The organism is Pseudodesulfovibrio cashew, from assembly GCF_009762795.1.
Classification (GTDB): Bacteria; Desulfobacterota; Desulfovibrionia; order Desulfovibrionales; family Desulfovibrionaceae; genus Pseudodesulfovibrio; species Pseudodesulfovibrio cashew.
This window is the reverse complement of the sequence record NZ_CP046400.1, coordinates 2,531,048-2,556,348: the sequence shown is the minus strand read 5'-3', so window position 1 is coordinate 2,556,348 and position 25,301 is coordinate 2,531,048. Positions and strand designations below refer to the sequence as shown.

Genomic DNA, 25,301 nt, shown 5'->3' with positions numbered 1-25,301 from the left:
CCTCGCCGCCATAGGCGGCTTCAAATCCTGATTTTGTATCATAGGGAGTTAGAGGAATACCCCCCATTTCTTTTAAGGATTCCGCCTATCAGAAATTCCAGTCCCGAATCCGCAGGTCGATCTTGGGAATGCCCCGGTAGCGGTCGATCTTTGGAGTGAAGGCGAAGCGCATCTGGCGGCCCTGAATATCGCGGGTCAGCTTGTCGGCCATGCGCCAGGCCTTGCCGGGCAGGCGCGCACCGGTCTCGGCGTCGGCCAGAACCAGCTTCACATGCTCGCGCTCGCGCCCGAAGACGGAGTGCTCGGCCACGGTCACCGGCGATGACCCGAAGACCGGTTCAGGGTTGCCCATACCGTAAGGCTGGAGCATCTCCAACTCGGCCAGCAGCGTTGTGGTGATGGAGGCAAACGGCAGCTCGCGGTCGAGCTTGAGGGTCGGCATGAGCGGGTCCGGCCCCAAAGCCTCAATCACCTGCTCGTTGAAACCTTCACGCAACGCTTCAAGATTTTCCGGCAGAATGGAAAGCCCCGCCGCCTGCTTGTGGCCGCCGAACCCATTGAGAATCGGTGCGATCCCCTTCAGGGCCTCGTGCAGGTCGAACTCGGAGATGGAACGGCCCGAGCCCTTGAGCAGCCCGCCGTCTTCAGCGGCGCAGAGCATCAGGGTCGGACGATAGTACTTTTCCACCACCCGCGAGGCCACGATGCCGATGATGCCCGGGTGCCAGTGCTCGGCAAAGAGCACCAGCCCGGCGCGGTCCTTCATGGTCTCGGCCTGGGCAAAGGCCTGCTCCGCGATCTCGGTCTCCTGACGGCGGCGCTCCATGTTGATGGAGTTGAGTTCCTCGGCAATGGGCATGGCCGAATCGAAATCAGGTGAGAGCAGCAGCTTGAGCGCCTTGCCCGGGTCGCCCATGCGCCCGGCGGCGTTGATGCGCGGGGCCAGGTTGAACCCGATCTGTCCGGCCCCGAGGTCCGCGCCGCGCTCATAGTCGCTGACAACCTTCAGAGCGGCCATACCGGGCCGGGCGGCCTCCTTGATGACCAACAGACCGTTCTTGACCAGAATCCGGTTCATGCCTGTAAGCCGCACTACATCCGCGATGGTGCCCAGAGCCACCAGGTCAAGCAACCCGCGCATGTCCACGGGCCTCCCCGGCAGAGATTTGTTCAATGAAGCCATGAGCATCCAGGCCACGCCCACCCCGGCCAGATCGTCGTAGGGGCCGCCCTCGCGCAGGCGCGGATCGCACACGGCGTGCGCCTCGGGCAGGGTCTCACCCGGCAGGTGGTGGTCGGAGACGACCACGGTCAGACCCAACTCACGGGCGCGGGACACGCCAGCGTAATCGGTGATGCCGCAGTCCACGGTGAGCAGCACCTCAGCGCCCTGCTCGGCAAGGGCCTCCACGCCGGCCGGGTTCAGGCCGTAGCCTTCCTCCATGCGATTGGGCAGGTGGTGCAGAATTTCGATGCCGTGGCCCCGAAAAAATTCGGTAACCAGGGTGGTGGAGGTGATGCCGTCCACATCGTAGTCGCCCCAGACGGCGAGCTTGCGTCCGGCGTTCACTTCACGGGCCAGTATGCCGACAGCCTCGGACAGGCCGGGAATTTCGGATGGGTCGGCCAGGTGGCGCAACCCGGGGCTGAGAAACCGGTCCATCTCCTCCAGCGAGGTCAATCCACGGTTCCAGAGGATATCGACGATGAGCGGAGAAACACTCAACTCTTCGGCCAGGCGCTCTCCGGAGGGCGGCCTGGAATCGCCACGGGCGGTCCATTTACACGGCAAAACGAATAACGCTCCCTGCCGGGCCGTCCAAACCGCATTGTCACCGGGAAACCGCTGGATCAAAACAAAATGCCGGTCCCGGTTTCATTCGGCGCCCTGCCTTCGCAAGTTGCGGAACAGCCCGTATTGGTGTTGATGTGACGGCAGCCGTCAGGCCAGCAGCCGGGCGAACTGTTCGACTTCCTCGGACTCGGCCAACTCTGCGGTGGTCTCCATGACCTCCTCGAAATCCATTTCCAGCTCAGGGCAGAATTCCTCCGTCAGTTCCACGTATGGTCCTTCCGGATCGTCAGCTGCGTGAATCGCATAGTTGGCCAAACAGATAATCATGGATTCATTGGAGTGCGCGGGGGAAAGGGCTGGGTCATGATGCCACTTCACGGGCTCGGTCAGTTCATCAGGCAGTTCCCAGGAACTGAGCACAAGAGAACCGACCAGGGCGTGGTCCGAACCCCAATGCCGGTCCTCGGCCTCGGCATCGAGGAGGCTTTCGTCATCGGCCAGATCATGAATGATCTGCCAGTCCTCCGGGCGACGCATGGCGGTGATCAGCTTGCCCACGTCGTGGAGCAGCCCCACGGTAAACAGATTGCCCGGATTGCCGAGGTCGGTCATACGGGAGAATTCCCGGGCGGCCATACCCACCAGCAACTGATGCTGCCAGTACTCTCCCAGGCTGAAATCCTCAGGAAGGTCGCACTGCTTGGTCAGACTCTGCACGCCCAGAGCGAGCACAATGTTCCTGATTTCGCCCATGCCGAGAACGGCAGCGGCGCGGGGCACGGACTGCACCTCGGACTGCAGACCGTAGTAGGCGGAGTTGGCCAGGCTGAGTATGCGCGTGGTCAACCCCTGGTCCTTGCTCAGCGTCTCTCCCACTTCCTCCAGCGAGGCGGTGGAGTTGGAGCCGGTCTGGATGAACAGCCGCTTCAACAACCGGGGTGAAAACGGCAGATCCTCTCGCATGCGTGGGAGTTCGTTGAGAAAATCCTGTATTTTTTCCTGGCCCATGCTTGTGCCTGTCCTGCTTAGATTCCGTCCAGGGCCTCCGTGGCCCCCACCATTCCCCTGTTCCTGAGAAACCTCCAGAACATCCGGCTTTCCCGAAGCTCCGGATTGATGCTCAAACTCTTACGAAGGAAGTTTTTGCATTGTTGTACATCGCCCTTTTCGTAGTAGCAACGGGCAATGTTGTGCCAGAGGTGATCGTCGTCCTCGACCAGTTCCCCTGCACGAAAGTAATACTTGAGGGCCTGATCGAACAACCTGTTTTTGCGCAAATTTATGCCGAAATCATTGAACAGGTGCTTGTGCTCGGCCCGGAAGGCGCCCTTCAGCCCCAGAATACGTTCAAAAATGTCGTTGGCCCGGTTGGATTCGCCCCGGCCCAGGTAGGTCAGTCCCAGCCCGAAGCTGGCGCGGACGCTGCCTTCATCCACATCCGGCGCGCCCTCTATTCCCGGTTCCATCGTATCCGCAGAGGACACTGCCTGCTCCCCGGCACCTTCCTCCTTTCGGCGAAGAGCCGGGAGCACCCGGTTCATGTAATACTCCGGCTCAGGGCTGTATTTGGCGAGGAACTCCTCCCGTCCTACGTTCTGTTTCGGACCGGAAGGAACACAATTCCGGTTGATGGGCTGAACCTCGACGTCTCCGCCGGACAACTCTCGTGCACTCCAATAGACCTTACGGATACTGATACGCTGTGCGGTCGGCGAACCGACTCTATCCATGGACTGGGTGGAAAAGACGCCGTGAATGGCTTCCGCGCCGTCCCGAACCACCGTGAAACCGGCCTTGTCGATATCGTCCCGCGTGCTCATCCAGGCCTCCCGCTATGCGCCCGCCATCTCGTCAAGAATGGCCCGGGCCGCTTCCGCAGGCGAATCCGCTCCGGTGACGGGCCTTCCCACCACCAAAAAGTCCGAGCCGCTGCGCACCGCGCCCGCCGGAGTAACCACCCGGCGCTGATCGTCCCCGGCGGTGCCCGCGGGACGGATGCCCGGCGTCAGGCAGAGAAAGTCATCGCCGCAGGCGGCCTTGATGCGCTCCACCTCAAGCCCGGAGCAGACCACGCCGTCCAGGCCGTAGTCCCTGACCCGACGGGCCAGGTCCAAAGCCATCTCGGACGGCTCCGGCGCTCCCTCCACGGGCAGGTCTCCGGCAGCCATGCTGGTCAGCATGGTCACAGCCAGGACCAGGGGGCGATCCTTGCCTTCCGGCGCGCCTTCCAGGCACCCTGCCATGGCGGCCTCGGCCATGCGCCGTCCGCCCAGGGCGTGGATGTTGACCATGTCAACGCCCAGCCGCGTCGCGGAGCGCACCGCGCCCTGCACGGTATTGGGGATGTCGAAGAACTTCATGTCCAGAAAGACCTTGAAACCCATCTCCTTGAGGCCGGAGACCACGGCAGGGCCCTCGGCGGTGAACAGCTCCAGGCCGACCTTCATCCAGGCGGCGGTCCCCTTCAGGGACTTGGCCATGGCCAAAGCGGACCGGGCGTCCTTGAAATCAAGCGCCACCACAAGCTCACTCATCGTCTTCCCACTCCTTGAGGATGGTTTCCTCCACGTCCGTCCGCAACTCGGGCTTGCAGGCCCCGGCCATGTAGACGGCGCGGAATTCCTGATAAGCCCGCTCCAGGTTGTCGTTGACGATCCAGTAGTCGAAGAAGCGAGCCTCGCCAATCTCACCCTTGGCGTTGGCCAGTCGCTTGGCGATGGACTCCTCGGAGTCGGTGCCGCGTCCGGTGAGCCTGCGGGTCAGCTCCTCCCTTGAGGGCGGCAGCAGAAAGATGAACGTGCCCTTGTAAAAGGTCTTCTTGAGCTGCTTGGCGCCCTGCACGTCGATGTCGAAGAGCACGTCCATGCCCTTGCCGAGCATCTCAGTGACCGGAGCAGTGGCCGTGCCGTAGAGGTTGCCGTGCACCTCGGCCCACTCGCAGAACTCGCCCCGGCTGCGCATGGCCACGAAGTGGTCGCGGGAGACGAAGTGATACTCCTGCCCGTCCCGCTCTTCACCGCGCGGGGCGCGGGTGGTATAGGAAACGGAAAAACCGAAGTTGGGGAATTCCTCCCGCAACTTGGCGATGAGCGTGCTCTTGCCCGTGCCGCTGGGGGCGCAAACCACCAGGACCTGGCCCAATCGGGAAACGGTCCCGGCCATTTATTCTCCCTCCTCCGCGCTGAACCGCTGGCCGATGGTCTCGGCCTGAATGGCGGACAGAATGACGTGATTTGAATCCGTTACGATGATGGCGCGCGTCTTGCGCCCCTGAGTGGCGTCGATAAGGCGTCCCTCGGCGCGCGCGTCCTCGCGGAGGCGGCGCATGGGCGCGCTGGACGGCAGGGCGATGGAGACCACCCTGTTGAGCACCACGAAATTACCGAAGCCGACGTTGAGCAACCCCTGTTTCTGCATACTCTTTTCCCCTCGCTGTGATCCGCTCTTCGAACCGGTTCGCTATTCGATGTTCTGCACCTGCTCCCGGCAGCGCTCCAGTTCGGCCTTGAAATCCACCACCAGCCTGCTGACCGCGGTGTCCTGCGCCTTGTTGCCGCAGGTGTTGATCTCGCGGAAGGTCTCCTGAAGCAGGAAGTCGAGCTTCTTGCCCACGTCCTGGCTGTCGGTCAGGACCTCGCCCAGGCGCTCCAGATGTGCGTCCAGCCGGGTCAGTTCCTCGGAGACGTCAAGCTTGTCGGTGAGGTGGGCCACCTCCTGAAGCATCCGGTCCTCGGAAAACTCAGCGCCCACGGACTCCAGCATGTCGAGGATGCGCTGACGCAGACCGCTCTTCTTTTCCTCCAGGATGTCCGGGATGCGCTCGGCGATCTTACCGGCGATCTCCCGCAGGGTCACCAGACGGGAAAGCAGGTCCTCGACCATGGCGTCGCCCTCCACGGAGCGGGAGCGTACCCAGTCCTTGAGCGCTTCTTCCAGCCCGGCGGTCAGGGATTCGGACAGACCGGGGTCCGGCTCGCTGCCTGCGTCCCGCCAAAGGGAGGACATGCCAAGCACCCGGTTATAGTCGGGCGTGAACAGTTCGCCCCGGCTTTCTGCCACCTTGGTCAACTCGGCGAACATGGCCTTGGCCAGGGTCTCGTTGAACGACACGCCGAGGACGCCGGAATCCAGCACCTCGAGGTTCAGCGAGATGTCCACCCGGCCGCGCGAAGCGTAAGTGCGGACAACTTTTTCCCAGCCGTTTTCCAGGCTGCGAAGGTTGGAAGGCATACGCCATTTAACATCCAGAAAACGTCCGTTGACGCTCCGAATCTCCCAGACGTGGGTCCAGGCGTCCTCATTGGTCTCAAACCGGCCGAAACCGGTCATACTGACAGGCATGGTAGATAATCCTTATAGTCTATCCGCGTGTTGCATGACGATTCTGCGTATGCGGATTGTTGAGCTTGGTTTTATACGACAGGCGCAACTTTGTCAGCCGCGATTTCATGTCCTCCCCGGCGTAGTCCGGGAAAGTCCAGGGAAAAACGGTCCACTGCTTCTTCTGCCACACCAGGGTCAGATCGGCCCAGATGCCGTCCTTCAGATAGATGCGATGGGAAAAATTCTTGCCCGTGGCCAGGACCAGCCGCTCCACGGTCAGGAACCCGGGATCGAGATTGAAGAGCCTGTTGCCGGACCGGGCCCGCCGGGCTTCCAACGAGTTGGTGAACAGCTTGATGTCCGCCAGTTCATCCAGCGGGCGCAAATCCTCGAAGGCCACAAGCCGCCGGGTTATGGGCGTGCCCAGCTCCCGGTCGTAATAGTTTGTTTCGTCAAAGGCGAAGGGCTCGGACACATGATCCGCCGTGCCGAAGCGCTCCTCCAATTCCTCAAGCAGTTCCGGCCAGCAGGCGTCCCAGTCGGCGCACAGGATGGAGATGAGCAACAGCCCCGGATCAGGCGTTTTGGGAACGCTCACGAGAGCACCTCCAAAGGCTCGACCAGAATCACGCCCTTTTCCTTACGCACTGGCCTGGCCCGAACCAGGCTGCGCGGGTTCGCTCCTTCGGGCAGGGAAAGGAAGCGGCAGGCCGCGTAAAATTCGCTCACGCCCCGACCCTCGGCGTCCTGCACCAGCACGTCCAGATGCTCCAGGGCGAGCAGCCTGTCCAGAAACGCCCGCTTCTTCCCGGCGATCAGCTTCCTGAGCCGGGCGGCTCGCTCCTTGCGCACCGGCACCTCCACGCTTCCCGGCAATTCCACGGCACGGGTGCCGGGACGCTCGGAATAGGGAAAAACATGGGCGTAGGTCAGGGGCAGGCGGCGGCACAATTCCAAGGTGTTTGCAAACTGCTCCTCGCTCTCGCCGGGGAAGCCGGCAATGAGGTCAGCGCCCAGTCCAAAGACAGGCCAGGCCTCGCGAAGCCGGTCCAGAAATTCAACGGCTGTCTCTGGTGAATAATGTCCGCGCCCCATGGCCTTGAGCACGTCCGGATCGCCGCTTTGCAGGGACAGATGCAGTTGCGGGCATACCATCTTCGATCCGGCCAGCACGCCAAAAGCCTTATCGCCGAGCTGCCCGGGCTCCACCGAGGAGATGCGGAAGCGTGCCCGCCCCGCCCACTCCGATCCAAACTCCGCCTCAAGCCGCGCCACCAGATCCCAGAAATCGGCCTTGCCGTCCAGCCCACGGCCGTAATGACGCAGGTTGATGCCGCTCAGGATCAACTCGCGAAAACCGTTGTCCAGCAGGCGACCTACTTCGGCCACTACCTCTTCCATGGGCCGGGAGACGGACCTGCCGCGCGTCAGCGGCACGATGCAGTAGGTGCAATGATGGGAACAACCGTCCTGAACCTTGACCACGGCCCGAGCCCGGTCATAGCCGGAGATGGCGAACGGTGCGAAGACCGATTTCGCTTCCGGAGATGGTGCGGGAGCGGCATCCGGCGACGGTCCGGCCAGAAGCATGGATTTGTCTTCCTGGGGAACAACCCGGACCACACCGGGCAGCTTTTCGAGCTCCTCGGGCATGACCTGAGCCGCACACCCGGTGATGACGATCTCCGCGCCGGGGTTGTCCCGATGGAAACGGCGCACGGTCTGGCGCAGGTCGGCCACGGCATTAGCGGTCACGGCGCAGGAGTTGACCAGGATCAGGTCTGCCTCCGCAGCCGAGGCCGCCTCCAGGGCCAACCCCGTGTCACCGGCCCAGGCCTCCGCAATGGCGCGGGTTTCATACTGGTTGATCTTGCATCCCAGGGTGGCGGTAAAGAATCGAATCATGTATCCTCGGGTTCACTTCAGGCTATGCGATGCGGCAATATACGGCAAAATACCGTTGCTGACAAAACCGTTCAGACGCTTTCTACCCGGCGGCCGCCTCAGCGGCCTAATGCAAACGTGAACAAGGGTCAACACATGCGATACCTGATTCCTATTTTGCTCCTGATTTTCTCCGGCCTGAGTACCGGCTGCACCACCGTGGGCGTTGGCGCCGGGGTGGGCACCGGCAGCGGTGGCATCCTCGTTTCCAGCCGCAATGACTACCTTTATCCAGGCAGCAGGGTCTACGCCGACAACAGAAAAGGATTGAACCTGTTCCTGGCCCGGAAATTCGAGGAGGCCAACGCAACGTTTACCACGGCGCTGAAGGCCTCGCCCATCGACCCGGACGCCACCTTCTACCTCGGCCTGACCCGCGTCTATCTGGGACAGCGCGATGCCGGGCTGGCTTTGCTCGACAAATACCAGGACCCTAAATTCCGGGTTCAGGACGAAGTGCGCTGGTGGGCCGGATACTGCAGGAAAAAACCGGAGATGACGCCCGACGACGTGAAGCGGGCCATGGTCAATGCCCGGGCCGAAGGCTTCATGCGCGATCAGGACGAATACTGGAATCGAAGGCGCGATTTCCTCTTCAACTGAGGGAAGACTCGATGATGCCCCCGGCGAGCACGGCCCCGTCTGCGGTATAAACAGCCGCCACCTGCCCCGGCGTGGGGCGGACGTGAGACTCGATGAAATCGAGCACGAGTCTGCCGTCTTCCACCCGCGCCCTGCCCGGCTTGGCCTGCTGGCGGTAGCGCGTCTGAACCATGACCTCTTCCGGCCACAGGGCGGGATCGACCATCAGGTTGATCTGCCCGGCCACGCAACCCCGAACCGGCAGTTCATCCCGGGTTCCCACGACCAGCCGATTGGCGGGCACGTCCTTGTCCAGGACGTAGAGCGGCTCCCGCCAGGCGATGCCCAGACCGCGCCGCTGTCCCTGGGTATGCCGCCACAATCCGTGATGCTTACCCACCACGGTGCCATCCGAGAGCACGGCATCGCCACCGCCCGGCATGACTCCGCGCGTAAGCAGAAACGCCTGGTAGTCGTCACCCGGCACAAAGCATATCTCCTGGCTCTCCCCGGGCAGGGGCGGCTTCAGGCCATATTTTCCCAGTAGCGGGAGAACGTCCTTCTTGTAGGTCTCGGCCAGAGGGAAGAAGGCCTTGCGCAGGGCCTCAATCGGCACCAGAGAAAGAAAATAGCTTTGGTCCTTGGAGCGGTCCGCGCCGCGCACAAGCATCCGGCCCAGCCCCTCGCGCTCCTCCATGCGCACGTAGTGTCCGGTGGCGATCCGGTCCGCACCCAACTCGCGGGCTGCGTCGAAGAGTGCGCCGAACTTCATGCGCGGGTTGCACAGGGCGCACGGATTGGGAGTGCGCCCCACCCGGTATTCCTCCACGAAAGGCGCGATCACCCGACTGTCGAATTCCCGGTGCAGGTCAAGGGCATGAAAGGGGACATCCAGAGCCTCGCAGGCCTGGCCCAGCCCCTCCGCCACCCTTGCCCAGCCGGGTCCGGGTGGCAAAAAGTGGCCGTGCACGGCCATGACGTCGTGCCCCATCTCCTTCATCAGGACCAGAGAAAGCAGGGAATCCATGCCGCCGCTGACGGCCACCGCTACCACCATGAAATACGCTCCGTCCAAGTCATGGGGCCATCCTAAGCAAGGAACTGCGGATGGCAAGGAATTTATAAACCACTTCTAGAGAGGAATGTGTTACGTAGCTCACGTTCTTTCCATTGCCAGGCCAAAGGAGCCAACCATGAGACAACTCTCCACACTGCTTGCCGCCCTCATCCTGGGCGCGTTTTTCCTCGTTTCCGCCGCCCTCGCCTGCACGACGATGATCGTCACGCCCGGTGCCAGCAAGGACGGCTCCATGATGGTCGCCCACTCGGACGACGACGAATTGGGAGACCAGCGCCTGGTCTTTGTCCCTGCAAAAAAGCAGGAGGGCATGCGAAATATCTATTCGGACGCCATGGCCTACCCCCGCATCGTCACCGACGACCGGGGCCCGGCCTACAACACGCCCGGCGAGCCGACAAAGCCTCTGGCGCAACTCTCCTATGAAGCCATCTGGAAGCTGTTGGGCCGCAGGCAGGAGACCTCCTTCGCCTATTTCGACGGCAACTACGGAATCATGAATGAGAAGAACCTGATGATGGGCGAGTGCACCAACGGAGCGAACTACGAACCCGATCCCAACCCCAAGGCTGGCCGTGGCATACCGCAACGGATCTTCTACAGCTCGGGACTCTCCCGCATCGCCCTTGAAAACTGCGCCACCGCCCGCGAGGCGGTCAAACTCATGGGTGCGCTCATCGACGAATACGGCTACTTCTCCACCGGCGAGACCCTGCTGGTGGGCGATGAGAATGAAGCGTGGGTCTTCGAGATGTGCGCCCTGCCCGACACCCGGCACCACTCGGCCTGGGTGGCCAAGCGCGTACCCGACGGCGATTATTTCGTGGCAGCCAACACCTTCCGCATCCGTGACGTCATCAAGGACGACCCGGACCATTTCCTTTACTCCAGGCACCTGGTGCCCGGCCTGAAGAAGGTCGGCTGGTGGGATGAGGCCAAGCAGGGAACCATCGACTGGCTGCGCGCGGTCAGTCCCGGCGAATACAACCATCCCTATTATTCGCTCCGGCGCGTCTGGCGCTGTCTGGACCGGGTCAACCCTGATCTGGGCCTCTCCCCCTGGGTCAAGGACACCTATACCCGCGACTACCCCTTCTCCATTGCACCTCGGGGCAATCTCTCCCCCCTGGACGTCTTTGCCCTCTACCGCGACCACTACGAAGGGACCGAGTTCGACCTGACCAAGGGCACGGCGGCCGGTCCTTACGGCGATCCGCACCGTTTTGTCGGCCCCTATGACGGCAACCAGAACAACGTGGATAAGGAAAAAAAATTCTACGGCGCATGGGAACGGGCCATCTCGGTCTTCTACCAGGGCTATACCTTCGTCTGCCAGACCCGGCCAAAGGCCCCGGAGGCCACCAAGGGACTCCTCTGGTTCGGCCCGGACGTCTCCTACACCACGGTGTTCACGCCCTTCTTCTCAAAGATGCTCCAGTTGCCCAAGCCCTATCAGACCGGCAGCCCGCAGCACTTCAGCTTCAAGTCCGCCTGGTGGCACTTCGACCTGCTCGGCAACTGGGCGCGGCTCAACTTCAAGCGGATGACCGAAGTGGACATCAAGCCCGCCCAGCGCGAACTGGAACGCAAGGGCTTGGCAGGAGTGCTGGCCATGGACCGCGCGGTGGCCGGACTGTCCGAAGCCGAAGCCAGGCAGCGCATCACCGAGTTCAGCTTCAACCAGGCCGGTGATGTCCTCAACACCTGGCGGGATCTCACCTTCGATCTGCTCGCCAAATACTCCGACGGCTACATCAACCTGCCCGGGACCGAAGCCAGGGCCGTGGGCTATCCTGCGCAATGGCTGAACCGGACAGGATATGGCAATGGCCCTACAACGTACGACATGAAGTAACGCACAGCCTGGCAGCAAGGGGTTGCGACCGCCCGAGCCCCTTGCCGTCTTGAAAACCATGCGAACAACCTAGAGCAGAACGCATGAATCGTTATTCAGATATAATATTTGTTGCGGCTTTACCGCTTTTTAAATTCTAAAAACAGATATTGACGCAATTCATATCGAAAGGCATCTTAAACGACAAATTTTCTCAAAAGGAAAAATAACGCAAACGATGAAGAAAATCGCTCTCGGCATATTCATGGTGATGACCCTTATCGCATCGCCGTGCCCGGCGTCGGAAATAGACGAAGTCATTTCCGCCAGCCCATCCTGGGACTCCTTTACCAACAAGGACGGCACCGGGTTGTACCATGAAGTACTGCGAGCGGTTTTCAGCCTCTACGGAATCCCCGTCAGGCACACCTATTCCAAATCCAACCGCTCCGAAGAGCTCGTCCTGCTTAGTCTGGCCGACATGATGACCTGCGACGACAAGGCGACTCCGCCCCTGGTCCTGGCCCGGTATCCCATGTATGAAAACGACTACTATGTCTTTTTCAAGAAAAGCCGCATCGGCCCATGGCGCGGCGAGGAGACCTTGCGGGGGATGGAAATCCTGAGCCAGCCGACTTTCTATTCCCAGGCCAACTTCAACGTGCCGGTCAGGATAAAGGACGTGCTCACGGGTGAACAGGCCCTGTCCATGATCATCCTGGACCGTTCCGATTTCTATGTGGACGACCTCAACCTGATTAGGCAGTCCATGCGCAGAAACACCATTCCCTTTCGCAGACAGGACTTTGATGTCCAAAAAGCGGGCAGGCGCGCCTATTTCCCCCTCTTCAACGTTACGGAACGGGGAAAGCACATCAAAAGAATGTATGAGGAAGGAATAGTTCGGTTGCACCGACAAGGAAAGCTCAAACCCATTTACGACAAGTGGGACTTTCAATATCCTGACTTCGACAGCTACTAGACGCCACGCCTCCCTTCACAGAATGAACAAACGTCGGCCCGCCCTTACATGAACAGAACGCTTTTCAACGACAACGTCACGGGAGCACTGGAATTCACCGTATCCTGGGAGATGGATGGCATCCGCCACGAGGAGTGGTTCCTGGGCCGGAAGGTGAACCCGGTCAACGACATCTTTCCACGCGGCATGCGCGAGGCGCTGGAGGGCAAGGGCGAGGGCGAGTCCGTAGCCTTCACCTACGAACCGAGGATGTGCATCCCCCGTTTCAAGGAATCCCTGGTGCGTATCCTGCCCCTGGACCGGCTGCGCAAGAAAACCCGTTTTGGCCAACCGATCCTGCCGAGGCTGGGCCGCTTCTACCCGCAGGGACACATAGACGGACTGCTGGACGTCTATCCGGACACGTTGACACCCTTCCGCCTGACAGGGCTCACGGACAAGAGCTTCACCGCCGACTGCAACCACCCGTTGGCCACTATCCCGGTGACCATCGAAGCCGCAATCCAATATCTTCAGCCGCGCGACGCCGGCACGTACGGCTCACTGACCCACTGGCGCGAAGCCACCTGCGACTGGGGGCCGGGCATGCAGACCCGCCACAATGGCGAACCCACCGACTTCTTTCACGATGCGTTCTTCCAAATTCGGAACGAGAATATTGCCCCGAATGCGCCCTGCATGGACAACGCCGCTGAACGCAACCTCCAGGCCCTCCAGGATCGCGTCCTCACCCCTGACATGCGCGTGCTCGCCATGGACGCAGCCACGTCTCCGCACATGGCCGGACGCTACGACGCAGTCATCTTTACCCAGGTTTTCGAATACCTCGCCGATCCGGTGGGGGTACTGCGCAGCATAGCCGCACACCTGGCACCGGGCGGAATGGTGCTTGCCGGATTCGGCAACGCCTACGACAAGGACCGCGTCATCCAGGGCTGGACGGAACTGCACGAGTTCGAACGCATGGGCCTGATCCTAGAATACCTGCGCCGAGCCGGGCTGGACGGAGACGCCCGAACCTTTTCCCGCCGCAACGACTGGCGCGATCAGGACGATCCTCGCTTCCTGGAAACCAAGGGCGTCAGCGATTCCATCTACATGGTCTGCGGACGCAAGCGATAGAAGTCATAGACCTCTTCCCCTTCTCCCGGCCAACGTGGGTCCTAAAGCCAAAAAAGCCCCGGCGGACACTGTCCGCCGGGGCTTTGTTTTGTCATTACGCAGAGGCTAGTCGTCCAGTTGGATGTCCTTGCCTTCGAGCACGCGGTTCATGTTGCGCACGGCGCACATCTTGCCGCACATGGAGCAGGAATCCTCGTGCTCGGGCTTGGAGGACTCGCGGTACTCGCGGGGCTTGACCGGGTCCATGGCCAGCTTGAACATGGCCTCCCAATCCAGGGCGGCACGGGCCTTGGACATCTCGTTGTCCCAGTCGGCAGCGCCGGGGTATCCCTTGGCGATATCGGCGGCGTGGGCCGCGATGCGGGTGGCGATGATACCGTCCTTCATGTCCTCAAGGGTGGGCAGACGAAGGTGCTCGGCCGGGGTGACGTAGCAGAGAAAATCCGCACCGGACATGGCCGCGATGGCTCCGCCGATGGCGGAGGTGATGTGGTCGTATCCGGGAGCCACGTCCGTGACGATGGGGCCGAGGACGTAGAACGGCGCGCCGTGGCAGAGCCGTTTCTCCATCATCATGTTGCCCGCGATCTCGTTCATGGCCATGTGGCCGGGGCCTTCGATCATGACCTGGACATTGCGTTCCCAGGCACGCTTGGTCAGCTCGCCCAGGGTAATGAGCTCCTCCACCTGGCAGGCGTCGGTGGCGTCGTTCAGGCAGCCAGGCCTGCAACCGTCGCCCAGGCTCAGGGTCACGTCGTATTCCTCGCAAATGTCCAGCAGGCGATCGAAGTGCTCGTAGAACGGATTCTCGGCGTTGTTGATCTCCATCCAGGTGAAGAGCAGGGAGCCGCCGCGGGAGACGATGTTGGTCAGCCGCTTGGCGGACTTGACCTTCTCGGCGGTGTGCTTGTTCAGCCCCGCGTGGATGGTCAGGAAGTCCACGCCGTCCTCCACGTGCTTCTTCACCACGTCGAAGAACTCATCCACGGTGATATCCTGAAGGTTCTTGTCGTAGAACCCCACGGCGTCGTAGATGGGCACAGTGCCGATCATTGCCGGAGACATCTCCACCAGGCGGCGGCGGAACTCCTGGGTCTTGCCGTAGCAGGAGAGGTCCATGATCGCTTCGGCACCCAGTTCAATGGCGCCGCGCACCTTTTCGAGCTCCGGCTCGATGGCGCAGCAATCCTTGGAGATGCCGAGGTTGACGTTGAGCTTGGTGCGCATGCCCTCGCCCACTGCCTCGGCGTCGAGATTCTTGTGGTTCTTGTTGGCGGGAATGATGACCGTCCCCTTGGCCATGCGGGCCATGAGGTCTTCGATACGGATATTTTCCTTGCGGGCCACGGCCTCAATCTGGGGGGTGACGATACCCTTGCGGGCGGCGTCCATCTGTGTCGTATAATCCATTATTTCTCCTTCGCGGCCTGCATTTCCTTGCGCAGGGCGTTGATTGTCCCGCCGATATCCTCGGCACCGACTATCTCCGTGACCAGGGAAACGCAGCGCGCGCCGCGTTTGACCACATCGGCCACATTGTGTTCCTTGATGCCGCCGATAGCCACGAACGGGATGTCCAGGTTGGCCACGACGTATTCCAGATATTCCAGTCCCACGGGATCGACCACGTCGTCCTTGGTAAAGGTGCGGTAGATCGGCCCCACGCCAATATAGTCCGTCCCCTGCTCCACTGCGGCTCGCGCCTCCTCGGGGGCATGGGTGGACAGCCCGATGGCCATGTCCTCGCCCACGATCCGGCGCACTGCCGAGACAGGGAAATCCTCCTGGCCGATGTGTACGCCGTCCGCCCCGACCATGAGGGCCAGGTCGATGTAGTCATTGATGATGAACGCGGCTCCCGCCTCGCGAGTCATCCGGCGGATGGCCATGCACTCCTCGTACATGACGCCGGTCTTCTTTTCCTTTTCCCTGTACTGGACCAGCTTGACGCCCGCGTCCAGCATGGCCTGAACCACCTCCAGATTGGAGCGACCCAGGGAGAATTTTTCGGCGGTCAGACAATACAGGTCCGTGTCCAGTATGGTCTGCCGGGTAATGGCGCGGGTGCGCATCTATCTGCCTCCTTCTTGTTCAAACACACGCAGGAAATGGCCGAGCACCACGTCCGCCTGCTTGGCGGCGGCCACGGTGACCTTGGGGGCAAAGGGCGGGGTTGCATCGGAACATTCGGTCTCCATGTCACCGACCATGTACAGATTATCCCTCACCCGCCGGGTGACGATGGCGTCGGCGTCCCCTGCCCCACCGATACCCGAGGCGGTGACCACCAGCCGGGACGTGGGCAGGAACGCCTCCACCAGCGCCTTCTTGAAACGCGGCGCGTCCATGGCCTCCACCACGACGTCGCAGCGGGCAAAGGTTGCGAGCATGGTATCCTCGGCCAGGCGCTCGTTGCGCAACTCCAGTTCCAGATCCGGATTCACGGCGCGCATGTTCCTGGCCAGGGCCTCGACCTTGGGCTGCCCCACCTGATCCAGGCAAAAGCACTGCCGGTTGAGGTTGGACGCGTCCACCTCGTCGAAATCCACCAACAGGAACCGCTTGAAGCCGCTGCGCACCAGATGCATGGCGCAGTTGGACCCGAGGCCGCCCGCGCCAGCTATGCCCACGACCACCTGTTGGAGGAACCGGAGCCGGTCCTCGCCCAGGTAGGTCGCCATGCCGCGTTCGGCCGCGTTCATGCCGCGCCCTCCACCGGGATGATCGGCTCCCAGTCCTTGAACACGGGCTGGAACCCGTGAGCCTTGATCATGGAGCAGACTTCGTCCACGGAGCGCTCGTCCGCGATGTCGAACTGACCGGAGGTCTCGGCCTCGTCCGAGTAGCCGCCAACGGCAGTGGACACGCCCGCAGACATCCGGGTCACGCCCAGGGGCATGATGTTCTCGCGGAATTCCGGGGCCTCGCGGGTTGAGATGGTCACGCCCAGCCGGGGCATGAAAATGCGCAGGGCCATGAGAAACTGGACCATGTCGCTGTCCGACACGATGGTGGCGGGCTGGTACTCGCCCACGTGCGGACGCATGCGCGGCAGGGAAACCGCGATGTCCGTCTCCGGGTACTTGCGCATCAGGTAGGAGGCGTGCATGGCGGTGATGAACGCGTCCCTGCGCCAGTCCCCCAGCCCGAGCAGCGCGCCGATGTTGACCACGCGCATGCCCGCCCGACAGCCGCGCTCGGGCGCGTCCAGCCGGTTGCGGAAATCCCTCTTGGGGCCGCGCGGATGCAGGGTGGCGTAAAGTTCCTCGTCGTAGGTCTCCTGGAACATGGTCATGCCGTCCACGCCGACCTTCACCAGCCTGTCGTACTCATCCTGATCCATGGCGTAGATCTCGATGGAAACGGACGGGAAGTGGCGGCGCAGCACCTTGACGCAGTCCTCCAGGTACTCCGGGGATGCCTTGGCGCGGGCGTCACCGGTGAGAATCAGCAACTGCTTCATACCGGTAGCCGCAATGGCCTTGCCCTCCACTTCCACCTGCTCCAGGGAGAGCTGGCTGCGATTGATCTGGTTCTTGCAGTTGAAACCGCAATAAACACAGTGATTGGTGCAGTAGTTGGAGAGATAGAGGGGCGTGAACATCTGGATGGTCCGGCCGAACTGACGGAGCGTGATCTCGCTCGCCTGGCGTGCCATCTCCTCCAGAAAAGGCTTGGCCGCCGGGCTCATGAGCGTCAGGAAATCCTCGGGCGAACAGGAGGACTTGCCCAGAGCGCGGCGCACGTCCTCGCCGGTGACGGCGTCGAACCGTTCATCCAGCGGAGCCCGGCTCAACTCCTCACAAATGGGATAGAAGCTCATGTCAGCCCTCCGCCAGGAATCCGGTCAGGGGAGAGGAGGCGGATGCCTGCGTCCTTCTCGCTCCGGGACCGGACAGATAGGCTTCGCGTCCGGCCTTGACCGCACGCCCGAAGGCCCGCGCCATCATGACCGGATCGGAGGCCGTGGCGATGGCCGTATTGACCAGCACGGCGTCCGCGCCCATCTCCATGGCCTCGCACGCCTCGGAAGGCCGCCCGATACCAGCGTCCACGACGATGGGCAGGTCGATTTCCTCGATAAGAATGCGGACCATCTCCTTGGTCTTCAGCCCCCGGTTGGTGCCGATGGGCGCGCCAAGCGGCATGACCGCAGCGGCCCCGGCGTCCACCAGGGAACGGGCAATGTAAAGGTCGGCGTTGACGTAAGGCAGGACCGTGAAGCCCTCCTTTGCCAGGATTTCCGTGGCCTTCGCCGTCTCGTAGCCGTCGGGCAGCAGGTACCTGTTGTCCGAGATGACCTCGATCTTGATCCAGTCGCCGCAGCCCATGGCCTTGGCCAGCCGGGCGATGCGCACGGCCTCGTCGGCGTTTCTCGCGCCCGAGGTGTTGGGCAGCAGCCGCATGTGCTTGGGGATGCAATCCATGACGTTGCCGGTGGTGGACTCCAGGTCCACACGCCGCAGGGCCACGGTAATCACCTCGGAGCCCGAGGCCTCGCACACAGCGGGAATGACCGCGTCGTCCGCGTATTTTCCCGTACCTGTAAACAGACGGCTGGCCAGTTTCAGGCCGCCGATTTCCAAACTGTCTTCACTCATGTTTTCTGTCCTTTTATCCGCCGCCGACAAAACGGAGCACTTCCAGATGGTCGCCGTCATTGAGAGTGGTTTCGCCAAACGCGTCGGCCGGAACGATTTCCCGGTTCAGTTCCACCACCACGGCTTCCGCCGAAATATCTCTTGATTCGAGCAGGCCGAGGACGGTGATGCCGTCCGCCAACTCGGTCTCGCTGCCATTGAGTACGATTTGCATGTGCGCTCCTTGCCCGTTTCGCGTGCATAAAAAAATGCGCTTGTCGCAGAGGACAAGCGCATACACGAAAAATTCGAAGGTGTTGCAGCTTCCCTACGACGGTATTACCCGCATCAGGTTCAAAGGGTCAGACTGGACGTCATCTCAGCCCCAAGGGGCACCCCTAGCTGCGAAAACCCTATGCCAATAGCAGCGCCGTGTAAAGAGCCATCGAACTTTTATGTATTCCCGTTTGATCACGACATCTTATCCAGGTTCCTCTCTCCGCATGAGACACCGTCCGGCTCGCCCGACAAGACAAATCCTGCACTTTTCCCAGGCAAAAAGGCGCACACCCTAAAGTTGCAGGGGAAACCGGACGATACAGAAGCCGTGACTGAATTATAACGGGGGGAAACCGCTCATGTTCTCGACGATGTACCAAGCCACGGGATTCAAACGGGCATTGATTCTCTGCCAGGAAGGCAAGCTGGAAGAAGCCGAAGCGCTGCTGAAAAGCCTCCAGGAGGAATTCCTGGCCATTTGCGAAGAAAATGAGGCTCTCAAACTACAGCTTTCCGAAGTGGCCGACGTCCTTGATCTGGCCGACAAGGTCCAGTTCGACGGCCAGAAATACTGGCTCCTGGACGAAGACGAGCGAAAAGGGCCATTCTGCCAGGTCTGCTATGACCGCGACGGCCTGCTGGTCCATCTCCAGCGGCATGACAAGCATTGGGAGTGCCAGTCCTGCCGGAGCCTTTTCATGATCCCCCGCAATGAAAAGCTTCCTACCCAGAAAAAAGAATTCATGCGCACCACGCTGAAAAAGACCATCCCCCTCTTCCTTGAAAGGGAAATGGGATAGCCGAAAATACGCATAAAAAAACGCGGTCCATGCGGACCGCGTTTTTTTGTTACGATTTATCGGCTCTTACAGGAAATCCGTCCCGATCAGGGTGGTCTTGCGCACCCAGGACTCAATCCGTTTCTGTTCATCGAACTTGATGACCCCGTAGGAAAGGTCATCCGTGTCCATGCCGGGCAGGTAGATGAGCACCGCCAGGTTCTTGGCGGGCCGCTTGTGTTCTCGCCACAAGGTCGCGGCGAAATCTTCGAGACCTTCGATACCCGGCAACTTCTTGGTGGCCAGAAATACCTTCAGCGTTATCCACGTTTCACCGTACTGGCGGGTCTCACTCTTCTCGAGCAGGCGGTACTGGTATCCATGCGCCGTCTTGTTGGGCGTGGGATCCGGGCGCTTGCCCTGCTTGAACTTGGACCGGTCAATAACCAGGGTGGTCTGTCCCCTGTCGGGTGAAGGGGTGCGGTCTACGGCCGGGTCAACCGGCTTTGCCGACGGTGCGGTACTCCGCGTCGGCGCAGGAGCCGGTTCCTCGACGTCAGGGCCACCCTCCAGCAGGCTTTGCAGGGCGTAGCCCAAGGCCCTCTCTTTACGACGCAGGGGTTCGTTTTCCTGAAACACCGCGTACCAGCCGTTTTCCGGGAAATCCGCGCGAACTGTCTCGCCCGGTTCCAGCACACGCACCAGACGAGAGCTTGTGGTTCTTCCACTCATCAGGTTGACCTTCCGCTTGAGGGTAAGCACCTTGCCCCAGGAAGCGGAAAAAGGCTTGGAAACATCGGCTTTCGCCGCAGGAGCCGGGCGCACAGGCTCAGCAACGGGCTTCGATACAGGTTCAGGCGCGGGCTCGGGTTCAACCTGAGCTACCGGTTTGAGTGCAGGAGCGGCGACGGGTTCGGCCGGGGCCGGTTCCAGATACTTGGAGCTGGAGAAGCCGTAGCCACCCATGCGGGAACGAATAGTCGCATCGGGCGGAAAAAGCCTGAACCAATCGTCTTCAGGAAAATCCACGACCACCCGCACGCCCGCGTCCAGCGTCATGAGCTTACGCCCCCTGGTCGACGGCTGGGAACGAACATTAAGCTTCCGGGTAGTAACCATCGTCTCACCCCAGGGTTTGGGTTCCACCCGGGTCCGCGACTTCTTGAGGTACTTGATATTGGAGAATCCCACCGCAGCAGCCTCGGTGGCGCGGGTTTCGTCCGGCTCGAACACGGCGACCCAGCCGTCCCGCAGAAAGGCCACCCGGACCTTCTGGCCGGGATGAAGCGCACCGACCCACTCCGACCGTGGCGAACGGGACTTGCGCAGGTTCAGAGGCCGGTCGGGATAACGAATTTCACCGAAGGCCAGGGCTGAAGGGGCAGTAACGAGTACTGCGACCAGCGCAGCAAACAGGATGGAAAGTACTTTTTGCATGAAGGACCGCCCCTAGAGCATGGAGTTGAGTTGACTGATGACCTGATCGGTGATGTCCATGGACGCGTCCACGTACCCGATGATCGCAGGGTCGGTGAGAATCATGGTGAAACCCTGGTCCCTGGCAATTCGCCTGAGAATGGAGTCCGCCCTGCGCATGACGAACTGGATCAGGCGGCGCTCTTCGTTCTGGATGTCCTGGTTGCTGGCCTGGACCAAATCCTCGTAACGGCGAGCGGCCAATCGCAGGGCCTGCTCCACACTCTGTTGCTCCGTCACCGAGAGGGTACTCTTTTCCAGCTTCTGCTTGAGAGTCTCCACCTCGCGCAGGGATTCGCGCACCCGCCGGTCCTTTTCCTTGCCCAGTCGCGCCAGATCCTCCTGGGCGATGAGCCCGATGCGGGATTCGCTGACTATCCGCTGCGGATTGACATAGCCGACCTTGGAATCCTTGGCCGACGCCCATACGGGACAGGCCAATATCAAGGCGAGCAGAGCAACATATATCTTCAATAATTTCATATAAATAACCTTCTCATGAGTGGTATTCAATTACCCAACATAGCCGCAAATGGCGTGCATTGTCGAGCCGGGCTACAGGGTTGTCAGCGGATCCAGATCCAGAGAAATACGGACCTGCTTCGGGTCGGAATTGGCCTGGGCCGCATGAGCGAACAAAGTCCGAAGCGCGCCCCAATCACCGCCCTTGAGCAGACAATTGAACCGCCGCCTGCCCCTGAGCATGGAGAGCGGTGCCGGTGCCGGGCCGAGCACGGTAACGCCGAGCCCGCCCTTGTACTGCTCAAGGACCCTCTTGAAGGCGGACAGGGCCGCAGGACCGTTCTTGCAGTCCGCCGGATAGGATATGCGGATCAATGCCAACCGGGAAAACGGCGGGTAGCCGAATAGCTTGCGCCGCCCGATCTCCCTTTCGAAAAACGCAGGGTAATCGCCGCTCAGGACATCGTTCCAGATGGGATGTCCCGGGTTACGGGTCTGGATGAGCACCCGGCCAGGCCTATCGCCCCGCCCGGCCCGGCCCGCCACCTGAACCAGCAACTGAAAAGTACGCTCGGCCGAGCGGTAGTCCGGCAGGTTCAGCCCGAGATCGCCGTCGGCCACGATCACCAACGTCACGCCGGGGAAATGGTGCCCCTTGGAGATCATCTGCGTGCCCACCAGCACCTGGGCCTCGCCGCGCCCAAAGGCGGAGAGGATCTCCTCCATCCGTTCCTGACGGCGGGTTGCGTCGCTGTCCAGGCGGAGAATGCCGGTCCCTTCGGGCAACGCCTCGACCAGCCGCTCCTCCAGCCGCTCGGTGCCCTCACCCATGGGTACGTAGTTGGAGCCACCGCACTTGGGGCACAGAAGCGGATAGGCGTAGGAAAGGCCGCAGTAATGACAGACCACCCGCTCTCGCCCCTTGTGGTAGGTCATGCCCACCTCGCACTCCGGGCAGCGCACGGTCTCGCCGCAGTCCAGGCAGTACATGAGGGGTGCATACCCCCTCCGGTTGAGCATGACGATGGCCTGGCCGCCCGCCTTCACCGTCTCGCGGAGGGCCTTGACGGTCTCCGGAGCAAAGGCCTGGCCGCTGGAAAGGGAGCCGATATCCACCAGCTTCACCTCGGGAAGCACGGCGTCCCCCACCCTCTCCCGCAGGGTCGAGAGGGGGATGGCCCCATTCCGGGCCGCGTGAAAAGTCTTCACGTCCGGCGTGGCCGAACCCAGCACCAGCAGGCCGCCGGACCGCTCCACACGGTACCAGGCCACCTCCTTGGCGTGATAGGCCAGCCGATCCTCCTGCTTGAAGGACTCATCGTGCTCCTCATCCATGACGACCATGCCGAGTTCACGCACGGGCAGGAACAGGGCGGAACGAGTGCCGACCACGATGACCGGCCCCTGCTCGCGGGCTACGCCGATGAAGGTCCGCTCCCGCTTCTTGGGACTCTGGTAGCCGTGATAAAAAATCGTCCGTTGTCCGGGGAAATGCGTGAGGACGTTGCGGTAGAGCTTGCAGGCCAGGGCCACCTCCGGCGCAAGGAGGATCACGGACCTTCCCCGCTCCAGGCTGGCGCGAATCATCTCCAGGTAGAGGACGGTCTTGCCGCTGCCGGTTACGCCGTGCACAAGGTGCGCGCCCCCGCCGTTGTCCATGGTCGCGGAAAGCTCAGCCAGTGTCTGCCGCTGTTCCGGCGTAAGGTCATAGGTCGGCGGTTCGGCCTCGCCGCACCGGCCCGGGCCTTCGTCCACCTCGGCCAGCCTGTCGGCGGTCAGCTCGCCCAGTGCGACCAGGCCGCGTCCCTCCATCTTGGCGGCGGTATCAGGGGCCCACTCGCCAAGGGAGTGCTTCAAGGCGAACAGGGATTGGGGCCCATTATCCAACAGATGTTCGAGTATGCGGAGCTGCCGCTTGGCGTTGGGCCGGACCGCCCAGGGTGGATCGGAGACAAGAGAGACGAACCGCTCCTCGGCTTCGCGCTTGGCGTTGACACGCACCCGCATGCGACCGGCCAGCCACAACTCCATGAGCGCGCTCAAATCCTTTGGGGAAAACCGGGACAACTCCGAGGGACGGACCATGCCGGGCAGGTCCCGCCCCGCGACGTGCCGGTCCACCCGAAAGGTCACCGCCGCCGTGCGCAGGCCGCGGGGCAGCAGAATCTCCAGGATGCGCCCCACGCTGGCCATCTGGCGGGATGCGAGATTGTCCGCCACGTCGAGGTAGTCCTCGTCCAGAATGGGAGTAAGCTCAAGGGGCCAGATAAGGGGCTTGATCTCCACGCCGGACGGCGCTTCCCTGGCCGGGCCCACGACCACGCCCATGCGATGGGAGCGGCCCAGCGGCACTATGACGCGCAGTCCGGGCGTCATCGCCGGGAAATGTGACGGACGCTCGTAGGTCAGCACCGTGTATGGCGGACTGACGAGCGTTACCTGCCAGAGATCACCCATGCGGGTCAGCGGGGTTGGGGATAGCGAAACGCGTCGCGCAACAGGTCGAACGGCGCTGGCGGCGCAAGACAGGGCGTGCCTCCCACGGAGTCCCGGTCGTAGAGTTCCTCTCCGTCGGCCCGGTTGACCGCGATCCACTTGACCTTGGCCTCAAGCACCTGACCGTCGGCAAAAGTAGTGGTCACGGTTTGGGGCACGCGGAACCCTCCCAGCGTCCGGTAGTCGCCGTAACCGACCGAGATCATGCCGCCGCCCGAGGCGTAACGAACCAGGAGGACCGCCATGTCCTCATTGTTCAGTCGCACAGTGGGCAGGGTCTCGTCGCCAGGCTCGGCTCCAAGCAGATAACAGGGCTGTTCGTCACAAAAACCGAAGTTCCGGGTGGCGTTGTCCACCCCCCAGGACTTCCACGTCCCCACAGGGTCCGGCGTCATCCACACGAACATGGGGGAGAGAGGAAATCCGTCCGGGGTGCACTCGGCCACCACATTACCATTCCTGCCCACGGCCACGGCAGAAGTCCCGGCGCGCCACTCCTGCCGCCACTTGCCCCTGGCGTACCAGAGATGCACCGCCACGCCGGGATATTCGGGGAAGGTCATCTCCGCTTCCCAGGACGAAAGCGGGCCGTAGATTTTTCGCACCTGCGCGGCAAGTTCACCGTCATCCGGAACGAATGCGGCGGCAGGGAGCGCAAAGAGGCAGACAAACAATAAGGCGGTCAGGATTTTCATTAACTTGAGCAGGATAACAGGTCTTGGAGACGCTTGACGAGGTCGTCGCGGAGTTCCTCGTCATGCAGGGCAAAATAGATATTGGCGGTAAGGTATTCCACCCAGTCGCCGGCGTCAAACCGTTGGCCACCGAGTTTCACGGCCAGGAGCTTGTCCTGGTCGGCCAACCCCTGCAGGGCGTCGGTAAGCTGAATCTCGCCGCCCACGCCAGCCTTCTGGCCCTCGAGGATGTCGAAGATCTCGGGCAGCAGGACGTAACGACCGATGATGGCCAGGTTGGAAGGAGCGTCCTCGGCCTTGGGTTTTTCCACCAGATTGGTAACACGGTAGGTCCCGTTTTCCAGTTCCTCACCCTTGATCACACCGTACTTGCTGACTTTCTCCTCGGGGACCTCGATGACGCCGACCACGGCCTTGCCCGTTTCACGGGACGCCTTGATCAGTTCGCCGATACCGGTGTTCACTCCGAACATGAGGTCGTCGCCGAGCATGACCGCAAAGGGTTCGTTCTTGCATATTTCACGGGCCGTGAGCACTGCATGGCCCAAGCCGAGCTGCTCCTTCTGGCGCACGCCGATGACGTTGACCAGACTGGCCACGCGGCGGACTTCCTTGAGCATGGCGTCCTTGCCCGCCCGCTCGAGAAGCTGTTCCAGCAGGAAGTTGCGGTCGAAATGATCTTCGATGATGGTCTTGTTCTGGTTGGTGATGAAAACCACGTCCGAAAGGCCGGCCTCGATGCCTTCCTCAACAATATACTGGACGATGGGCTTGCGGAAGATGGGGAGCATCTCCTTGGGCACGTTCTTGGTTGCGGGAAGAGAACGGGTGCCCCAGCCAGCTACGGGAATCACTACCTTCTTGATATCCATGA

General features: G+C 61.7%; 26 protein-coding genes and 1 riboswitch. Of the genes, 5 read left to right on the top strand and 21 right to left on the bottom strand.

Annotated features, from left to right (window positions below):
* Nucleotides 1-88: 88 nt before the first annotated feature.
* The 9 genes from recJ to GM415_RS11405 form a co-directional block, all read right to left on the bottom strand.
* Entirely contained in the window at nucleotides 89-1,792 is a 1,704-nt protein-coding gene (gene recJ, locus GM415_RS11445; RefSeq protein ID WP_158948276.1) for a single-stranded-DNA-specific exonuclease RecJ, read from the bottom strand.
* 150 nt (nucleotides 1,793-1,942) lie between these two features.
* Complete coding sequence (locus GM415_RS11440; protein WP_158948274.1) at nucleotides 1,943-2,803, bottom strand: HDOD domain-containing protein; 861 nt, start codon at nucleotides 2,801-2,803, stop codon at nucleotides 1,943-1,945.
* A 17-nt stretch (nucleotides 2,804-2,820) separates the two neighbouring features.
* Nucleotides 2,821-3,615, bottom strand: a complete 795-nt coding sequence (locus GM415_RS11435) for a tetratricopeptide repeat protein (RefSeq protein ID WP_158948272.1) — start codon at nucleotides 3,613-3,615, stop codon at nucleotides 2,821-2,823.
* 12 nt (nucleotides 3,616-3,627) lie between these two features.
* The gene (pyrF, locus tag GM415_RS11430) at nucleotides 3,628-4,329 is read right to left on the bottom strand and encodes an orotidine-5'-phosphate decarboxylase (RefSeq protein WP_158948270.1); all 702 of its coding nucleotides are present in this window, start codon (nucleotides 4,327-4,329) and stop codon (nucleotides 3,628-3,630) included.
* Nucleotides 4,322-4,957, bottom strand: a complete 636-nt coding sequence (gene gmk, locus GM415_RS11425; protein WP_158948269.1) for a guanylate kinase — start codon at nucleotides 4,955-4,957, stop codon at nucleotides 4,322-4,324. Before gmk ends, pyrF begins: the two co-directional genes overlap by 8 nt.
* Nucleotides 4,958-5,212: a DUF370 domain-containing protein gene (locus GM415_RS11420; protein ID WP_158948267.1), complete on the bottom strand. Its 255-nt coding sequence runs from the start codon at nucleotides 5,210-5,212 to the stop codon at nucleotides 4,958-4,960.
* A gap of 42 nt (nucleotides 5,213-5,254) precedes the next feature.
* Nucleotides 5,255-6,136: a YicC/YloC family endoribonuclease gene (locus tag GM415_RS11415; protein WP_158948265.1), complete on the bottom strand. Its 882-nt coding sequence runs from the start codon at nucleotides 6,134-6,136 to the stop codon at nucleotides 5,255-5,257.
* Between the two features lie 19 nt (nucleotides 6,137-6,155).
* Nucleotides 6,156-6,716: a DUF4416 family protein gene (locus tag GM415_RS11410; RefSeq protein WP_158948263.1), complete on the bottom strand. Its 561-nt coding sequence runs from the start codon at nucleotides 6,714-6,716 to the stop codon at nucleotides 6,156-6,158.
* Complete coding sequence (locus GM415_RS11405; protein ID WP_158948261.1) at nucleotides 6,713-8,023, bottom strand: MiaB/RimO family radical SAM methylthiotransferase; 1,311 nt, start codon at nucleotides 8,021-8,023, stop codon at nucleotides 6,713-6,715. Before GM415_RS11405 ends, GM415_RS11410 begins: the two co-directional genes overlap by 4 nt.
* Before the next feature lie 135 nt (nucleotides 8,024-8,158).
* Here GM415_RS11405 and GM415_RS11400 point away from each other — a divergent pair, with 135 nt between their 5' ends.
* Entirely contained in the window at nucleotides 8,159-8,665 is a 507-nt protein-coding gene (locus GM415_RS11400) for a tetratricopeptide repeat protein (protein WP_158948259.1), read from the top strand.
* On the opposite strand, the gene mnmA is transcribed toward GM415_RS11400, so the two are convergent.
* Nucleotides 8,658-9,701 (bottom strand): tRNA 2-thiouridine(34) synthase MnmA, encoded by a 1,044-nt coding sequence (gene mnmA / locus GM415_RS11395; RefSeq protein WP_158948257.1) that lies wholly within the window; start codon nucleotides 9,699-9,701, stop codon nucleotides 8,658-8,660. The two genes, GM415_RS11400 and mnmA, sit on opposite strands and share 8 nt — an antisense overlap.
* 136 nt (nucleotides 9,702-9,837) lie before the next feature.
* Between mnmA and GM415_RS11390 the strand changes: the two genes are divergently transcribed.
* From GM415_RS11390 to GM415_RS11380, 3 genes are all read left to right on the top strand, one after another.
* The gene (locus tag GM415_RS11390) at nucleotides 9,838-11,577 is read left to right on the top strand and encodes a dipeptidase (protein WP_199244291.1); all 1,740 of its coding nucleotides are present in this window, start codon (nucleotides 9,838-9,840) and stop codon (nucleotides 11,575-11,577) included.
* Nucleotides 11,578-11,794: 217 nt separating this feature from the next.
* Nucleotides 11,795-12,538 carry an ABC transporter substrate-binding protein gene (locus GM415_RS11385; protein WP_158948255.1) on the top strand — a complete coding sequence of 248 codons (744 nt, stop codon included), beginning with the start codon at nucleotides 11,795-11,797 and terminating at the stop codon, nucleotides 12,536-12,538.
* A 48-nt stretch (nucleotides 12,539-12,586) separates the two neighbouring features.
* Nucleotides 12,587-13,660 (top strand): methyltransferase, encoded by a 1,074-nt coding sequence (locus tag GM415_RS11380; RefSeq protein ID WP_158948253.1) that lies wholly within the window; start codon nucleotides 12,587-12,589, stop codon nucleotides 13,658-13,660.
* A gap of 105 nt (nucleotides 13,661-13,765) precedes the next feature.
* Here the strand turns inward: GM415_RS11380 and thiC are convergent, their stop codons facing one another.
* The 6 genes from thiC to thiS are packed head-to-tail and all read right to left on the bottom strand — an operon-like array spanning nucleotide 13,766 to nucleotide 18,475.
* Nucleotides 13,766-15,070, bottom strand: coding sequence for a phosphomethylpyrimidine synthase ThiC (gene thiC / locus GM415_RS11375; protein WP_158948251.1), 1,305 nt, complete (start codon nucleotides 15,068-15,070; stop codon nucleotides 13,766-13,768).
* Entirely contained in the window at nucleotides 15,070-15,732 is a 663-nt protein-coding gene (gene thiE / locus GM415_RS11370; RefSeq protein ID WP_158948249.1) for a thiamine phosphate synthase, read from the bottom strand. Before thiE ends, thiC begins: the two co-directional genes overlap by 1 nt.
* The gene (gene thiF, locus GM415_RS11365) at nucleotides 15,733-16,362 is read right to left on the bottom strand and encodes a sulfur carrier protein ThiS adenylyltransferase ThiF (protein WP_158948247.1); all 630 of its coding nucleotides are present in this window, start codon (nucleotides 16,360-16,362) and stop codon (nucleotides 15,733-15,735) included.
* Nucleotides 16,359-17,483 carry a 2-iminoacetate synthase ThiH gene (thiH, locus tag GM415_RS11360; RefSeq protein ID WP_158948245.1) on the bottom strand — a complete coding sequence of 375 codons (1,125 nt, stop codon included), beginning with the start codon at nucleotides 17,481-17,483 and terminating at the stop codon, nucleotides 16,359-16,361. Before thiH ends, thiF begins: the two co-directional genes overlap by 4 nt.
* A 1-nt stretch (nucleotide 17,484) precedes the next feature.
* On the bottom strand, nucleotides 17,485-18,261 hold the full coding sequence (locus GM415_RS11355) for a thiazole synthase (RefSeq protein WP_158948243.1): 777 nt from the start codon (nucleotides 18,259-18,261) through the stop codon (nucleotides 17,485-17,487).
* 13 nt (nucleotides 18,262-18,274) lie between these two features.
* Nucleotides 18,275-18,475, bottom strand: coding sequence for a sulfur carrier protein ThiS (thiS, locus tag GM415_RS11350; protein ID WP_158948241.1), 201 nt, complete (start codon nucleotides 18,473-18,475; stop codon nucleotides 18,275-18,277).
* 73 nt (nucleotides 18,476-18,548) lie between these two features.
* Nucleotides 18,549-18,650, bottom strand: a riboswitch (TPP riboswitch).
* Between the two features lie 228 nt (nucleotides 18,651-18,878).
* Between thiS and GM415_RS11345 the strand changes: the two genes are divergently transcribed.
* Nucleotides 18,879-19,319: a hypothetical protein gene (locus tag GM415_RS11345; protein ID WP_158948239.1), complete on the top strand. Its 441-nt coding sequence runs from the start codon at nucleotides 18,879-18,881 to the stop codon at nucleotides 19,317-19,319.
* Nucleotides 19,320-19,385: 66 nt separating this feature from the next.
* Here the strand turns inward: GM415_RS11345 and GM415_RS11340 are convergent, their stop codons facing one another.
* From GM415_RS11340 to galU, 5 genes are all read right to left on the bottom strand, one after another.
* On the bottom strand, nucleotides 19,386-20,735 hold the full coding sequence (locus GM415_RS11340) for an SH3 domain-containing protein (RefSeq protein WP_158948238.1): 1,350 nt from the start codon (nucleotides 20,733-20,735) through the stop codon (nucleotides 19,386-19,388).
* 12 nt (nucleotides 20,736-20,747) lie between these two features.
* A complete protein-coding gene (locus GM415_RS11335; RefSeq protein WP_158948236.1) occupies nucleotides 20,748-21,257 on the bottom strand; it encodes an OmpH/Skp family outer membrane protein in 510 nt (169 codons plus the stop codon).
* Nucleotides 21,258-21,329: 72 nt separating this feature from the next.
* The gene (gene priA, locus GM415_RS11330) at nucleotides 21,330-23,693 is read right to left on the bottom strand and encodes a replication restart helicase PriA (protein WP_158948234.1); all 2,364 of its coding nucleotides are present in this window, start codon (nucleotides 23,691-23,693) and stop codon (nucleotides 21,330-21,332) included.
* A gap of 5 nt (nucleotides 23,694-23,698) precedes the next feature.
* Entirely contained in the window at nucleotides 23,699-24,427 is a 729-nt protein-coding gene (locus GM415_RS11325; protein WP_158948232.1) for a hypothetical protein, read from the bottom strand.
* On the bottom strand, nucleotides 24,427-25,299 hold the full coding sequence (gene galU, locus GM415_RS11320) for a UTP--glucose-1-phosphate uridylyltransferase GalU (RefSeq protein WP_158948230.1): 873 nt from the start codon (nucleotides 25,297-25,299) through the stop codon (nucleotides 24,427-24,429). The genes GM415_RS11325 and galU overlap by 1 nt, the downstream gene beginning before the upstream one ends.
* Nucleotides 25,300-25,301: the final 2 nt, after the last annotated feature.